Below are 15,907 nucleotides of genomic sequence, written 5' to 3' on the forward strand. Positions count from 1 at the left end.
TTCTTTCTCATTGATGGGAATATTATTTGGGAAAATATTAGTGTTTGTTAACCAATTTGTGGAATCATCAATTTTATTAAAATTAAAATTTACAATTGCTTGTGATGTATGGTAAGTAGAAAACTTTTTTCTGCTTTTAAATAAGAATTTATTTTATCAGAATTAATTAAATTATTTTCATTAAAGTTTATTATAGAATTAGCTAAATCTCTATTGTTTTCGATGGTTTGGTTTATCGAAGTCTTTTCAAATTTAGTATAATATTTAATTCTTGTATTTTCTTCTGGTTTATATAAGAATTGTATTTTTCCTAAGAATAAATTCTGATTATTACTTTCATCTTCGCGCAATCTTTCAGTAATATTATCTATTAAATAATTTCTAAAGTTTTCTACACGACCATTTGTTTTATCTGATAGTGCAATTAAAAAAGAACTAATACTCAGTTTTTCATTTTTAGCATGTTGCATATTAAAACCACCAAATTTGTGTTTACTAGCTGTAAAATTTTGATTTCTTAATAATTTTACAACCGGAGATTGAATAACTTCTTTTAAGTTATTCATGTCTAAACCACCATCAAAATTTATATAATCTCTTAAAGTAAAAGATTTTCTGTTTGTATTGTTAAAATCTCCAATAAAACTATAATTAGTTTTTGGGCTGTATTTAAAAATTGCAGGATGTAAAACATATCTGTTTTTAATACCTAAACCTGCCTCTATATCTCCAAACACAAACTTTTTTTTGTCTTCTTTTAAGCTAATGTTCATCGCAATTTCATCAGATTTTTCTAAACCTTTCATAAAAGCATTTTCATGATAATCTTCTATAACATCTATTTTGTCAATTACATCTGCAGGTATGTTGTTTACTGCCAATTTTGTGTCTCCCGTAAAAAACTTTTTATTATCTACTAAAAGTGTCGTTACTTTTTTACCTTTTACAGTAACATTGCCTTTTCTATCCACTTCTACGCCAGGTAATTTTTTTAAAACTTGTTTTAGTTTACGTTCTTTACCATTTGTAAAAGCATCTGTATTATATGTGGTAGTGTCTTTTCTAATTCTTACCGGAATTTTATATTTAATTACAATTTCTTCTAATTTATTGGGGTCTTCCTTTAAAATAAAATTAATAATACTATCTTTTCTAGTATTGTTTAAAGTTTCTTTTCTAGTTATAAAGCCCATAAAACTTATAGAGGTATTATAAGTTGTGTTCTTTGTAAGCGATAAAGTATAATTGCCTAAATTATCACTAACACTATGGGCTAATTTACCTTTATTGGTGGGGAAAGCTAAAATATTTGCGCCAGTTAATGGTTTGTTATTTTCATCTAAAATTTTACCTTTTATTACTATTTGTGAGGATATAGCAAGAGAAAAGTTTAATATAAAAAATAAAATTAGATGTGGTTTTTTCATAATTTTTAGTCTATAGTAACTTTTCTAGCATCTCTCATTAATCTTATTTTCTCATTTACATCTATATTTTTTCCTTTCTTTAAACTAGGATTTTTTTATTTTTTTGGATTTAAAATGATTTTATCAACTAAATAATGAAAGTTATCTATTTCTAATTTCAAAATTAATCCGGGTAAACCACCATTACCTATAGGGCCATAAGGCAAGGGTATATCTGTAGTGTACCATGCAATATTAGTAATGTAATTACCAGATCTTGTATTTAATTTTTTATTAACTGCTTTATAGCAAGTGTAACCATCAATAATTTTAATTTCATTAAAGAATTCCCATTCTTTCATTCTAGAGCTATCATTAACAATATATTGTTTACTTAAAATTTCTGTATTATACATAGCATCTTTATTAATACCATTAAATTGATACCAATTTTTGTTGGCACCTGTAGAAATATCAGCAAATTTTGATTCAAATGGGTAAAGAGGTATATTTTTTCTTTTTTAAAAAAAGATTTTTCTTTATTAAAGTACAAAACATATGAACTTCTATTTACTTCCTCCGTAATTTTTCTAGTCATTTCAGGGTTAGAAGTTTTACGAATTTTTGTTCTTTTTGTTTTGTATGTAATAATTCCGTTTTGACTATGTAGTGCTGTTAAATTTGTTAAAAAAAATAATGTAAAAAAGATGTTTTTTAATTTCATAACGTTAGTCTTTTGTAACTTTTCTTGCTTCTTGCATTAAAAAAACCATTTCTTCTAAGTTTATTTTTTCACCTTCTTTTAAAGTTGGTATTTCAACTTTTTTTGTAGGGTTTAATATAACCTTACTTACCAAATAAGTAACTTTAGTTCCAATTTCTAATTGTAATATTAAACCTGGTAAACCACCATAACCTGCGGGTCCATAAGGTACAGGTATATCAGGTGTATACCAAGCTATATTATTTGACTTAACATTAGTTCTTTTATAAAATATTTCTTTTGTTGCTTTAAAACATATATATCCATCTATAATTTTAGTTTCATTAACAAAAACCCAATTACTCATTTTATCACTATCATCTACGATATAATTAGTGTTTTTAATAAAAGTGTTAAAAAAGTTTTCTTTTTTTAAGTTGTTTAATTGATGTGAATTTTTGTTTGACCTTACTAATACAGAAGCCAATTTAGCTTCTAGTGGATAAATTGGTATATTCTTATCTTTTTGAAAGTAAGATTTTTCTAAATTATAAATTAGTGTGTATTTTGTTCTATTTGCCTCAATAATCATTCTCTTTATCCGTTCACTAACATTAGATTTATTATCAACTACTTTAGTTGTATATTTAATAATTCCTGTTTGAGAAAATATATTTGATACATATAAAACAAATAGCAAAACTGTTATTTTTTTCATCATATTCATTTTTTTAAAAAGGGAAATTGTTTAATTTCCCCATAAATTAATTATAATCCCATGCAATCATTGTATAATGTATCAACGATGAAATCATTAAGAGCTTCATTTGATTCACCATCAACAAAATCTAGAAATTCATCAAGTCCTTCACATGCATATGCAATACAATCATCCTCTGGATCATTATTTTGAATATTTGTATTCGCGTTCATTGTTGTAATACCCGCTATAAATGCAAGTGTTAAAATTACTTTTAAATAATTTGTACTAGATTACAAGCCAATGTTTGGCGTAAAGTTTAATTTTAAATTGTAATTAAAGAAAGCAATTTTTTCTTCTCTTCCACAAAATAATTTTGATGGAAGATATCCAAATGTAAAAAAAATGAAACTCACGTTTTTATTTAAGTTAAAGTTTTAATTTATATGTATTTACGTTTAGAATAAGTTCTTTCGGTATTAAAACCTTTAAGTTTTTTTGTTTATTGTAACTTTGTAAATCTGTCATGCTTTTTCCCTGTGGCATATAAATTGACAACTATTTTTTATGCAACATTTCAAAGAATCAAAAAAGTAAAACCAAACCAAAAGTAACCTTAAAACAAGCTTTTAAAACCATTATTTGGCCAAGAAGAAACTTGGTTTTATTGGGTTTGGTATTAATAATTATAAGAAGTCTTTCTGGTTTTGTTTTGCCATTGCAAAGTAAAGTTTTAATGGACGAAGTTGTCCCAAATAAAGACTTTAATCAACTTTATAATTTGGTTTTAATGGTAATTGGCGCAATTTTAGTGCAAGCAATTACTTCATTTTTATTGACAAAAGTATTAAGTATTCAGGCACAATATTTAATATCAGAACTTAGAGCCCAAGTGCAGAAGAAAGTATTGTCTTTACCAATTAGTTTTTTCGATAACACAAAATCGGCGCTTTAGTATCTAGAATTATGAGTGATGTAGAAGGAGTAAGAAACCTTATTGGTACAGGTTTGGTGCAGTTAATTGGTGGTTCATTTACAGCAATTGTAACACTTGTAATTTTATTAAGAATGAATGTTTGGATGACACTTTTTACGTTTATTCCGTTATCTATTTTTGGTTTAATTGCTTTAAAATCTTTCAAATACATTCGACCAATATTTAGAGCAAGAGGTAAAATAAATGCAGAAGTAAAAGGTCGATTAACAGAGACTTTAGGAGGTATAAGAGTTATAAAAGCCTTTAATGCAGAACAACAAGAAAGTGAAATTTTTGAAAAAGGAGTAGCAAATATCTACGAAAACGTAAAGAAAAGCATGACGGTTACTGCTTTAATGACAAGTTCTTCAACTTTTTTAATAGGTTTAGCAACCACAGGTGTTATGGGAATTGGTGGATATTATATGATGGAAGGAAGTTTAACTTTTGGAGACTTTATTCAGTTTACATTTCTGTTAGCGTTTATGGTTGCACCAATTGTTCAAATGAGCAATATTGGTAGTCAATTAACCGAAGCATTGGCTGGTTTAGACAGAACAGAAGAGCTAATGAATATGGCTGCGGAAGAAGATAACGAGCATAGAACTATTGTTTTAGATGATGTAAAAGGTGATGTTGTTTTTGAAGATGTTTCGTTTTCTTATGAAGAAGGCAAACAAGTAATAAATAACATTAATTTTAAAGTTCCTGCAGGTTCTGTTACTGCTTTGGTGGGTAGTTCGGTTCGGTAAATCTACAATTGCAGGTTTATCGGCAACATTTTTAAATCCAGCAGAGGGTAAAATCACTATAGATAATAAAGACATGTCTAAGGTTAAATTATCTAGTTTTAGAAAATATTTAGGTGTTGTTTTACAAGATGAATTTTTATTTGAAGGAACCATAAGAGATAATATTTTGTTTCCTAGACCAAACGCTACTAAAGAAGAGTTGCAAAATGCTGTAAAAGCAGCTTATGTAAACGAATTTACAGATCGTTTTGATGATGGTTTAGATACCTTAATTGGTGAAAGAGGTGTAAAATTATCTGGCGGACAAAGACAACGATTGGCAATTGCAAGGGCTATTTTGGCAAATCCTAAAATGATTATTTTAGATGAAGCTACTTCTAGTTTAGATACAGAAAGTGAGGCTTTAATTCAGAAAAGTTTATCAGAATTAGTAAAAGACAGAACCACAATTGTTATTGCGCACAGGTTGAGTACTATTAAAAAAGCAGATCAAATTTTGGTAATAGAGGCTGGTGAAATTGCAGAAAGAGGAACGCATGATGAGTTGATTGCTAAAGAAGGTAGATATTTTGATTTGTACACATATCAATCTAAAATTTAGAAAGTATTAAAAATATATTATGAAAAAATTAGCAGTTGTATTCGTACTTGTATTCACAATTGTTTCTTGTAAAAAAGAAGCCAAAAAAGATGTTAAGCAAAAAGAAGTTGTAGAGGTAAAAGAGTCTAAATTTCCTTCGGAATTGCATAAAGTTTTTCAATTTCATGGCGGAATTTCAAATTGGAAATCAAACCATTTATTGTCTTTTAATATAAATGATGAAACGCATACGGTAGCGCTTCAATCTAGAAAAACCGTAATTAATGCACCAAAATATTCTTTGGGTTTTGATGGCAATCAGGTTTGGTTAGATGAAGAAAATGATGGTGATTACAAAGGAAATCCGAAGTTTTATTACAATTTATATTTCTATTTTTATGCAATGCCTTTTGTTTTAGGTGATAACGGAATTGTATATGAAAAAGCAGAAGATTTAGTTTTTGAGAATGTAAAATATCCTGGATTTAAAATTTCTTACAAAGCAAATATCGGGAATTCTGCTAATGATAATTATATTGTATACTACAATCCTGAAACTTATAAAATGGAATGGTTAGCCTACACGGTTACATTTAATTCTGAGACATCAAGCCATCGTTATAATTTGATAAAATATAAAAAATGGGAAAAAGTAAATGGGTTTCTTTTACCAAATGAAATTATTTGGTATGCACAAGACAAAAACGGATTGCCAACAAAACCTGTTGGAAATAGTGTGAAATTTACATTACCATTAATTAGTAAAACAAAAATGGCAAATTCATTTTTTGAAAAACCAAAAGGTTAATTATTTTTTGTTTTTAAATTCAATTATTTTATCATAAACCATACAGTAATACGCATGAAACCTTGGTAACAATACGTTTTCAAGGTTTTTTGTGTCTTTTAAAACTTTTAAATTGAATAATTTGATGTCATCAACTTCTTCTTCTTGAATTTTTAAAGTTGATAAAGGAGCTTTTAATTCGGCTATAAAAACATGATGATGCTCGTTATCTATAATTCCGTTTAGATGCTTTACTTGATGAATTCTTGTGCCAATTTTAATAAAGTCTTTTTCTTGTAATTTAAGACCAATTTCTTCAAAAACTTCTCTTTGTGCAGCTACTAAAATAGTTTCTCCTGCGCCTATATGTCCGGCAACAGAAATATCCCATAAACCCGGAAATACTTTTTTTGTCATTGCTCTTTTTTGAAGCAATATTTTGTCATCCGAAGTAAATAACCAGATATGTACAGTGGCATGAAACCAACCGTTTTTATGTGCTTCAGATTTTAAAGCAGTTTTGCCTATTGGTTTTCCTTCTGGTGTTAATATGTCTATGAGTTCGTCCATTTTTAAAAATTATGAATTACGAATTTGTAATTAAAAATTCGTAATTCATAATTAAAGTATTTTTATTCGAAGTAAGAAAAAGTTTCTCCGTCTTTAATATTTAAAAGCGTTTCGTAAATCATTTTAATTACATTTTCAACATCTTCTCTATGCACCATTTCTACAGTTGTGTGCATATATCTTAGTGGTAAAGAAATTAAAGCTGATGCTACACCACCGTTGCTATAAGCAAAAGCATCTGTATCTGTACCTGTTGCTCTAGAAAGTGCAGAACGCTGAAAAGGGATTTTTTAGCTTCGGCAGTTTCTGTAATTAAATCACGTAATTTTTGTTGAACCGCTGGCGCGTAAGCAACAACTGGCCCTTTACCAATTTCTAGTAAACCTGCTTTTTTAGGTTCTATCATTGGTGTAGTTGTATCATGTGTTACATCGGTAACAATGGCAACATTTGGTTTAATGGTTTGTGTAATCATTTCTGCACCACGCAAGCCAATTTCTTCTTGTACAGAGTTTGTAATGTACAATCCAAACGGTAAATCTTTTTTGTTTTCTTTTAATAAACGCGCAACTTCAGCAATCATAAAACCACCCATTCTGTTGTCTAAAGCTCTACAAACAAATTTGTCTCCGTTTAAAATATGAAACTCATCTCGGATAAGTAATTACACAACCAACATGCACACCCAAAGCTTCTACTTCTTCTTTTGTAGCGCAACCTGTATCAATAAAAATATTGTCTGGTTTTGGTGCTTCTTCATTCGATTTGTTTCTTGTATGAATTGCAGGCCATCCAAAAACACCTTTTACAATTCCTTTTTTAGTATGAATATTTACAATTTTACTTGGTGCAATTTGATGGTCTGATCCACCGTTTCTAATTACATAAATTAATCCGTTATCAGAAATATAATTAACATACCACGATATTTCATCTGCGTGTCCTTCGATTACAACTTTGTATTTTGCATCCGGATTTATAACACCAACAGCAGAACCATAAGTGTCTGTAATAAATTCATCTACATAAGGTTTTAGATAGTCCATCCAAATTTTTTGACCTTCCCATTCGTAACCAGTAGGAGCCGCATTATTTAAATATTTTTCTAAAAATGTAAGTGAATCTTTATTTAAAATTGATTTTTTAGCCATTATTTATAAATTTATAAAAATTGATTTTTTCTTGATAGATGTAAAAATAATACCATTTTTTAGGATTTCCATTAAAAAAATCACAAAATAGTGTAACAAAAGTGCTTACTTTTACACTAATCACACAACATTAACCAACAAAAAAGTAATATGAAATTAGCTATTAAAAATTTAACCAAAACATATAAAAATGGTGTAAAAGCCATTGATAATTTAAATTTAGAAATTGGCACAGGTATGTTTGGGTTGTTAGGACCAAATGGGGCAGGTAAATCTTCTTTAATGAGAACTATTGCAACATTACAAAGTCCGGATGCTGGTTCGATTACTTTTGGTGATATTAATGTTTTAGAAGACAACATGTCTTTGCGTAAAGTTTTGGGTTATTTACCGCAATCTTTTGGTGTGTACCCTAAAATGTCTGCAGACGAATTGTTAGATTATTTTGCAACTTTAAAAGGAATTGCTAATAAAACAGAAAGAAAAGCAATTGTAAAAGAAGTGTTAGAAATTACCAACTTATACGAAGTAAGGCACAAAAATGTTGCAGGTTATTCTGGCGGAATGAAACAGCGCTTTGGTATTGCACAACTGCTTTTAAATAATCCTAAATTAATTATTGTTGATGAGCCAACTGCAGGTTTAGATCCGGCAGAAAGACATCGTTTTTTAAATGTTTTACGTGAAGTTGGTAGCAATTGTACCGTTATTTTTTCTACACATATTGTAGAAGACGTAAAAGAATTGTGTAATGAGATGGCCATTTTAAAAGGTGGTAAAATCTTAAAACATAGTACACCTAAAAAAGCAACAGAAGAATTAGAGAATACTATTTGGACCAAAGTAATCCAAAAAATGATTTAGAAGAAAACATGAAGTTATACAACGTTTTGTCTAGAAATTTTAATGCTGATGATACGTTAAATATTAGAGTACACGCTTTAGAGAAACCGTCGGAAGACTTTGTTAAGGCAACACCACAGCTAGATGATGTGTATTTTATAGCTTTAAAACAAGATGAACCAGTTTTAACCAATTAATAGTTTTTGATGAAGAGTTTTAGTTACAAAACTCAAAAAACAGAATATTTAAAACGAATCGCTTAAAACTATTTTATTATGTTTTCTACAATTTTTAAACAAGAATTAAAATATTGGTTTAACAAGCCAGTTTTTTACATTTATATTTCAATATTTTTAATAATTTCTTTCTTCTTATCAGCAACATCTGCAGGTATTTGGGATGGAATTACAGGAACCATGGGTTCTTCTCGAATTGTAAACTCGCCAATAGGCATTACAGGTTTATTTAATGGGTTTACAACTTTAATTTTCTTTTTATTTCCGTCTATTATTGGTGTTTCAATTTATAGAGATTTTAAAAGTGAAATGCATACCATTTTATATTCGTACCCTTTTACGAAGGCTAATTATTTATTTGCTAAATTTTTTAGCGGAATCGTGGTGGTTTCTGCGATAGTTTTAGTGATAGCTTTAGGTATGATTATTGGTTTTCGATTTCCAGGAACCAATCAAGACATTGTAGCAAATTTTAATATTGTTACCTATTTAAAAACCTATTTGGTTTATATTTTACCAAATGTTTTATTTTTTGGTGCCGTAGTTTTTGCTGTGGTTACTTTTTCTAGAAATGTAACCGCTGGATTTATTACAGTAATTATTTTAATGTTTGTAGAAGGTGCGCTTTCTAGCATTTTATCAGATCCAGAGCAAGCAAGTTTATTAGCGTTGTTAGATCCTTTTGGTTCTTCTGCGTCTTCTTATTATACAAAATATTGGACGGTTTCAGAACAGAACGAATTACAAATTCCAATAGGAAAACTAGTGATTTATAATCGTTTGATATGGTTATTAGTATCTAGTTTAATTTTTGGATTGGTTTATAAGTATTTTAAGTTTACCCAAAATGCGGTAACATTTTCGTTAAAAAAATCGAAATCAGAAAGAGTAACAAAATCTAACTTTAGCGGAGTTACAAAAATTACTTTGCCTAAAGTAACTTATGATTATTCGTTTTTACAAAACCTAAAAGTGATGTGGAAATTGTCTAACATCGATTTTAAATACATTTTTAAAAGTTTACCATTTATATCAATATTAATTGTAGGGCTTTTAATGCTGTTTGGTACTTTGTTTATTTCAAGTGAAATTTTTGGAACAGATACATTGCCTGTAACTTGGCAAATGTTAGGTGGCGGAAATATTTTTAGTCTGTTTGTAATTAATATTTGTACTTTTTTATATGCAGGTATGTTGGTGCAAAGAGCAAGAATTGCAAAAATTAATCATCCGGTAGATAGCACACCTGTACCAAACTGGACGCTTTTATTCTCTAAGTTTATCGCTATTTTAAAAATGCAATTGGTTTTATTGGCTGTAATTATGGTTTCCGGTATGTTATTTCAAGCATATCAAGGCTATTATAACTTTGAGATTGGTTTGTATATTCAAGAATTATTTGGTTTAAAATTTTTAAACTATGTAGTTTGGGCATTTTTAGCAATATTTATTCAAACATTATTTAAAAATCAGTATTTAGGTTTGTTGGTATTGCTGATATTAGCAATCGGAATTCCGTTTTTAGATTTAATAGGAATTGAATTGGCAATTTTTAAATATAACGAAGGACCAGGTTTTAGTTATTCTGATATGAATGGTTATGGATCTGCATTATCTAGATATTTATGGTACAAATTGTATTGGATTTTAGGCGGAACAATTTTATTGATTTTAAGTATTTTATTTTGGGTTAGAGGCATACCAAATTCTTTTTCAGAAAGATTAAACATAGCTGTATCTAGATTTAAGATGCCACAAATAATTAGTTTGGTGGTTGTTGCAGTTGCTTTTATAAGTTTGGGTGCAACTATTTATACAGCAACAAGATCTAAAGAGAAAAATTCTGCATCTAAACAAGCAGAATTAAATGCTGTAAAATGGGAAAAATCATATAAAAAATACGAGAATTATAAGCAACCAAGAATTGTTGCTGTAAAAGCAGATGTTGCTATTTTTCCGAAGAAAAGAACCTATAAAGCAAACGCTGTTTTTACAATGGTTAATAAAACAGATACAGCAATTGATAGTATTTTCTTAAATCATAATTCGTTAGAAAGTACGTTCGAATTTAATAAACCAAACAATTTAGTTTTAGAAGACACGGTTTTTAATTTTGATATTTACAAGTTTGAAAATAAAATTTTACCGGGTGATTCATTACAACTTACTGTACATGTAAAAAGTAAAGAAAACACTGTTTTTCAAAGAAAATCGCCAGTTTTAGCAAACGGAACATTTATCAATAATTTTTCGATGTTTCCTTCTTTAGGATACTCTTCAGGAGGAGAATTGATTGATGATAAAACTAGAAAAAAATACGATTTACCACCAAATAACTTGCGTCCGCTACCAACAGACTCTACAGCATTGGGTAATACCTATATTTCTAAAGATTCTGATTGGATAGATTTTGAAGCTACTGTATCTACATCCGAAGATCAAATAGCGATTGCGCCTGGTTATTTGCAAAAAGAATGGACAGAAGGAAATCGAAAGTATTTTCATTATAAAATGGACAGTAAAATGTTGAATTTTTACGCATTTAATTCAGCAAAATATGAAGTTAAAAAAGAAATTTGGAAAGGAGTAAGTTTAGAAATTTATTATCATAAACAACACGATTATAATTTAGACAGAATGCTAAAAGGTATGAAAGCGTCTATTAATTATAACGAGAAAAACTTTAGTCCGTATCAACACAAACAATTAAGAATTATAGAGTTTCCGAGAACACAAGGTACATTTGCACAATCATTTGCAAACACAATTCCGTTTTCAGAAGGATTTGGTTTTATTGCGGCTGTAGATGATACAAATGATGACGGAGTAGATTATCCTTTTGCAGTAACGGCTCATGAAGTAGCGCATCAATGGTGGGCACATCAAGTAATTGGCGCAGATGTTTTAGGCGCAACAATGTTGTCAGAAAGTTTATCGGAATATGTAGCATTAAAAGTGTTAGAACATCAAAACGGTAAGCCAAAAATGCGAACGTTTTTAAAAGAAGCACTAGACGGTTATTTGATTCAAAGAACTTTAGAAACTAAAAGAGAAAAACCATTAATGTACAATGATGGGCAAGGTTATATTCGTTACCAAAAAGGATCTTTAGTATTTTATGCATTAAGCGATTATTTGGGTGAAGAAAAATTAAATAATGCTTTAAAAAAATATGTAGAAAAAGTAAAGTTTCAAGAAGCACCTTATACAACTTCTTTAGAAATGGTAAATTATATTAAAGAGGTAACACCAGATTCTTTAAAATATGTTATTAAAGATATGTTTGAAACAGTTACGTTGTACAAAAATAGAATTGTTGATGCAAAATCTACAGCTTTAGAAAACGGAAAATATAAAGTTGATATTGAATTTGAGGTTTCAAAATACAGAAATGATGAAAAAGGGAAAAAATATTATGGCCAAAAAGTAGGTGATACATTAAGTTATACAAACGAGAAGTTAAGCAAACCTTTGTTGTCTGTTAAATTAGAAGATTATATAGATATCGGTATTTTTACTGAAGAAGAAAAAGACGGCGTAAAAAAAGAAAAGCAATTGTATTTAGAAAAGCATAAGATTACACAAATTCGTAACACAATTTCTATTATTGTAGATAAAAAGCCTATAGAGGTAGGTGTAGATCCGTACAATAAATTAATTGATACAAAATCTGATGATAATAGGATGAAATTATAACTTCTTCTGGTTAATTTAGAGCACAAAAAAAGCAACTACTTTTGGGTAGTTGCTTTTTTAGATAGGGGTAAATGCTTTTATAATAATTACGTAGATTTTGTTAGGGCAAAAAGAACGTATAAAAATTATTTACCAGTTAGGGGTTAAATATTATTTGATAATGAATTATCAAACAACATTACAATAATAGTAAAAAATATGTTAAAAAAACAAATTAAAAATAAAAAAATCATTAATTCTTAATTTATTTAAAGGTTTTATAAGTTTTTGATTGTGTATTTTATTGTTTAATAGTGTTTTAGGTGTTCTTTTTTTGCAATCGATGTAATTACTGTTTTTTCAGTATTTATAATTTTACAACATCAAAAACAAAATTGATTCTATGTTATTGCAAATAATTAGGTAAATGTTACACTAAAATGATGCATAATTAATCAAGAAACTTAAGATAATAATTACTATTTTTATTTTTTTCAAATAGATACTAAATGATTTTTAAAGGATTAAAAGAGCGCGTTTTAAAAAAGAAACTAGATAAATTAGTTTCGTTAAAAGAAGAAACGAGTGCGTCAACTTTAAAAAAAATACAATCTGTTGGTATCATTACTTCAGAAGAAATATCAGCAGAGACAGACTTACAAAAAGTTTTTGAAAATACTTTGGGAGTCAAAAATGTGAAAATTTACAGCAAAAGAGATTTTAATAAAAACGATGAAATTTCTTACAAACATTTTACAGAGAAAGACATAAACTGGAGCGGAAATTATTTTCAAACGAACTTTAAAAGCTTTTTAGACGAACCTTTAGACTTGTTAGTTGGTTATTTTAATGAAAATAATATGTATTTAGAAACAGCCGTTTTACAAAGTAAAGCAGATTTTAAAGTAGGATTTTCTAATGTGAATTCTAAGCTTTATCATTTAGAAATTACATCAGAAATAATAAATTACAAAACTTTTACAGAAGAGGTTAAAAAATACTTACAGATTTTAAAAAAGCTATAAAATTAAACTTTCTTTTTAAAGTTGTTTATTCTTTCTAATAGAGATTAAAATCGGTAAAATATTAATCTTAAAATTGTAATTTTGTCTATCAAAATATTTATAGAATGCAAAAGTTTATAGGAACAGGAGTAGCTTTGGTTACACCTTTTAATGAAGATTTAAGTGTAGATTTCGATGCACTAATTAAATTAGTTAATTTTAATATAGAAAATGGTACCAATTATTTAGTAATAAACGGTACAACTGCAGAAAGTGCAACTATAAGTAAAGAAGAAAAACTAAAAATTATAGATGTTATTGTAACTACAAATGCGGGTAGAGTTCCTTTAGTTTTAGGAATTGGTGGTAATAATACTTTAGAGGTTGTTAAAGATATAAAAACAACCAATTTAGAGAATATAGATGGTATTTTATCTGTAGCGCCATATTACAGCAAGCCAACGCAAGAAGGTTTTTATCAGCATTTTAAAGCAATTTCAGAAGCAACAGAAAAGCCAATTATTTTATATAATGTACCTGGTAGAACAGCAAAAAACATGGATGCTGAAACGACGATTAGACTTGCAAACGATTTTGAAAACATTGTAGGTATAAAAGAAGCAGGTAATAATATGCAACAATATTTAGAGTTGATAAAGAACAAGCCAAAAGACTTTTTAGTTATTTCTGGTGATGATGATTTGGCATTAAGTATTGCGCTTGCAGGCGGTTCGGTGTAATTTCTGTTATTGGGCAAGCATATCCTAAAGAATTTTCTACATTAATAAAAGATGGTTTAGAAGGCAATAACAAAGAAGGTTTTGCAATGCATTTTAGATTAATGTCTATTATTGATTTGATTTTTGAAGAAAATAATCCGGCCGGAATAAAAACAGTTTTACAAGAATTAGGTATTTGTAAAAATGAAGTACGATTGCCTTTGGTAAAAGCAAGTGCAACACTTCAAGCAAAAATTGCTAATTTTGTAAAAAACTTTTAACTTTACTAAAAAAGATAAAACATGTTAAAACCAAAAATTCAAGACGCATTAAACAAACAGGTAACGGTAGAGGCACAATCTTCTCAAGTATATTTAGCAATGGCGTCATGGGCAGAAACACAAGGTTTTGAAGGTGTTTCTCAATTTATGTACGCACATTCTGACGAAGAGAGAATGCACATGCTAAAATTGGTAAAGTTTATTAATGAAAGAGGTGGGCATGCAATTATTTCTCCTTTAGCAGCGCCACCAGTTTCTTTTGGTTCATTTAAAGAAATGTTTCAAGAATTATTTAATCACGAAGTAGCAGTATCAGAATCTATAAACGATTTGGTAGATATCTGTTTAAAAGAAAAAGATTATGCAACACATAACTTTTTACAGTGGTACGTTTCAGAGCAAATAGAAGAAGAAGCTTTGGCTAGAAATATTTTAGATAAGATTAGTTTAATAGGAGACGATAAAAGTGGTTTTTATTTATTTGATAATGACATCAAGCAATTAATCACAGCACCGTAAGAAGAAGTTTAATATTAACAAACTTTTAGTAGCGGTTTAGGGCTATTTTTTGTTGTTTTGTAATGAAAATTACATAGCATAAACAACTGTGTAAAAAATCGTTTTATTTATCCATAATTAATCACTAATTTTGCCCGATGCAAAAAAATAAAAATTTAGCGTATTTATTTGTTCTTAGTTTACTACTGTTTTCTTGTGGTGAATATCAAAAAGTATTAAATAAAGGTACATCAGAAGAGCAGTATAAGATGGCTGTAAAGATGTACGAAAGTCAGAAATACAGTAAGGCTTTACGTTTATTCGAAAAAGTAACACCAACCTACAGAGGTAAACCTCAAATGGAGCGTATACAATTTATGGTTGCGCAATCTAATTTTAATGTAAAAAATTACGCGCAAGCAGCATATTATTACGACCGTTTTACAAAAAGTTATCCAAAGAGTTCTAAAAAAGAAGAAGCTGCATTTTTATCTGCATACAGTTATAAATTGGCATCACCAAGATTTAGTATCGATCCTACAGATACAAACAAAGCATTAGAATCTTTTCAAAGTTTTATAAACACGTATCCAGATTCTGATAAAATTGCAGAAGCAAACAAATATTATTCTGAACTTAGAACTAAGTTAGAAAGAAAATATTTCGAAATTGCGAAAACTTATTACAGAACGGCAGATTACGATTTAAGAAATTACAAAGCATCTATACAAGCTTTTGATAATTTACTAGAAGACTTTTTAGGAACAAAATTTAAAGAAGAAGCTTTATATTATAGATTAAAAGCGGCGCATGATTTTGTGTTAAAAAGCACAGATAGAAGAAAGCCTGAAAGAATTGAAGCTGCAATGAAAGCATATCAGAGATTAAAAAAGAGTTTTCCTGAATCTCAATTTATGGAAGATTCTGATAAAATGGTAGCTACATTAGAAGCAGAAAAAATTAGAGTAGAAGCTTTAATTGCAAAGCAGAAAGAATTACAGAATATACAAAAGAAATAATTATTTA

At 28.6% G+C, this 15,907-nt stretch carries 10 protein-coding genes and 4 pseudogenes; 8 read left to right on the forward strand and 6 right to left on the reverse strand.

Features of this window, described 5'->3' with window-relative positions; translation table 11 throughout:
* Positions 1-89: 89 nt before the first annotated feature.
* The 4 genes from ACZ1HD_RS05780 to ACZ1HD_RS05795 form a co-directional block, all read right to left on the reverse strand.
* Complete coding sequence (locus ACZ1HD_RS05780; protein WP_472688878.1) at positions 90-1,427, reverse strand: carboxypeptidase-like regulatory domain-containing protein; 1,338 nt, start codon at positions 1,425-1,427, stop codon at positions 90-92.
* 95 nt (positions 1,428-1,522) lie between these two features.
* Positions 1,523-1,822, reverse strand: coding sequence for a GLPGLI family protein (locus ACZ1HD_RS05785; protein WP_472688879.1), 300 nt, complete (start codon positions 1,820-1,822; stop codon positions 1,523-1,525).
* Between the two features lie 312 nt (positions 1,823-2,134).
* Positions 2,135-2,830 (reverse strand): GLPGLI family protein, encoded by a 696-nt coding sequence (locus ACZ1HD_RS05790; protein ID WP_172830881.1) that lies wholly within the window; start codon positions 2,828-2,830, stop codon positions 2,135-2,137.
* A 47-nt stretch (positions 2,831-2,877) separates the two neighbouring features.
* Positions 2,878-3,042, reverse strand: coding sequence for a hypothetical protein (locus ACZ1HD_RS05795; RefSeq protein ID WP_154066966.1), 165 nt, complete (start codon positions 3,040-3,042; stop codon positions 2,878-2,880).
* 334 nt (positions 3,043-3,376) lie between these two features.
* On the opposite strand from ACZ1HD_RS05795, the pseudogene ACZ1HD_RS05800 reads away from it, so the two are divergent.
* Positions 3,377-5,138 (forward strand): annotated as a pseudogene (locus ACZ1HD_RS05800) (ABC transporter ATP-binding protein).
* A 19-nt stretch (positions 5,139-5,157) separates the two neighbouring features.
* Positions 5,158-5,925: a DUF6503 family protein gene (locus ACZ1HD_RS05805; RefSeq protein ID WP_472688880.1), complete on the forward strand. Its 768-nt coding sequence runs from the start codon at positions 5,158-5,160 to the stop codon at positions 5,923-5,925.
* Here the strand turns inward: ACZ1HD_RS05805 and ACZ1HD_RS05810 are convergent, their stop codons facing one another.
* Both ACZ1HD_RS05810 and ACZ1HD_RS05815 read right to left on the reverse strand, forming a co-directional pair.
* A complete protein-coding gene (locus ACZ1HD_RS05810; protein WP_472688881.1) occupies positions 5,926-6,474 on the reverse strand; it encodes an NUDIX hydrolase in 549 nt (182 codons plus the stop codon).
* A gap of 62 nt (positions 6,475-6,536) precedes the next feature.
* Positions 6,537-7,625 (reverse strand): annotated as a pseudogene (locus ACZ1HD_RS05815) (M42 family metallopeptidase).
* 150 nt (positions 7,626-7,775) lie between these two features.
* Here ACZ1HD_RS05815 and ACZ1HD_RS05820 point away from each other — a divergent pair.
* The 6 genes and pseudogenes from ACZ1HD_RS05820 (at position 7,776) to ACZ1HD_RS05845 (ending at position 15,900) form a co-directional block, all read left to right on the forward strand.
* A pseudogene (locus tag ACZ1HD_RS05820) lies at positions 7,776-8,665 on the forward strand (ABC transporter ATP-binding protein).
* 78 nt (positions 8,666-8,743) lie between these two features.
* Positions 8,744-12,400 carry an ABC transporter permease/M1 family aminopeptidase gene (locus ACZ1HD_RS05825; protein WP_472688882.1) on the forward strand — a complete coding sequence of 1,219 codons (3,657 nt, stop codon included), beginning with the start codon at positions 8,744-8,746 and terminating at the stop codon, positions 12,398-12,400.
* A gap of 488 nt (positions 12,401-12,888) precedes the next feature.
* Positions 12,889-13,404, forward strand: coding sequence for a DUF6913 domain-containing protein (locus ACZ1HD_RS05830; protein WP_472688883.1), 516 nt, complete (start codon positions 12,889-12,891; stop codon positions 13,402-13,404).
* A 104-nt stretch (positions 13,405-13,508) separates the two neighbouring features.
* Positions 13,509-14,383 (forward strand): annotated as a pseudogene (gene dapA / locus ACZ1HD_RS05835) (4-hydroxy-tetrahydrodipicolinate synthase).
* A 21-nt stretch (positions 14,384-14,404) separates the two neighbouring features.
* Positions 14,405-14,902 (forward strand): ferritin, encoded by a 498-nt coding sequence (locus tag ACZ1HD_RS05840; RefSeq protein ID WP_472688884.1) that lies wholly within the window; start codon positions 14,405-14,407, stop codon positions 14,900-14,902.
* A 137-nt stretch (positions 14,903-15,039) separates the two neighbouring features.
* Positions 15,040-15,900 (forward strand): outer membrane protein assembly factor BamD, encoded by an 861-nt coding sequence (locus ACZ1HD_RS05845; RefSeq protein WP_472688885.1) that lies wholly within the window; start codon positions 15,040-15,042, stop codon positions 15,898-15,900.
* The last annotated feature ends 7 nt before the right edge of the window (positions 15,901-15,907 follow it).

It is taken from the genome of Polaribacter sp. HA6-7, assembly GCF_055693625.1.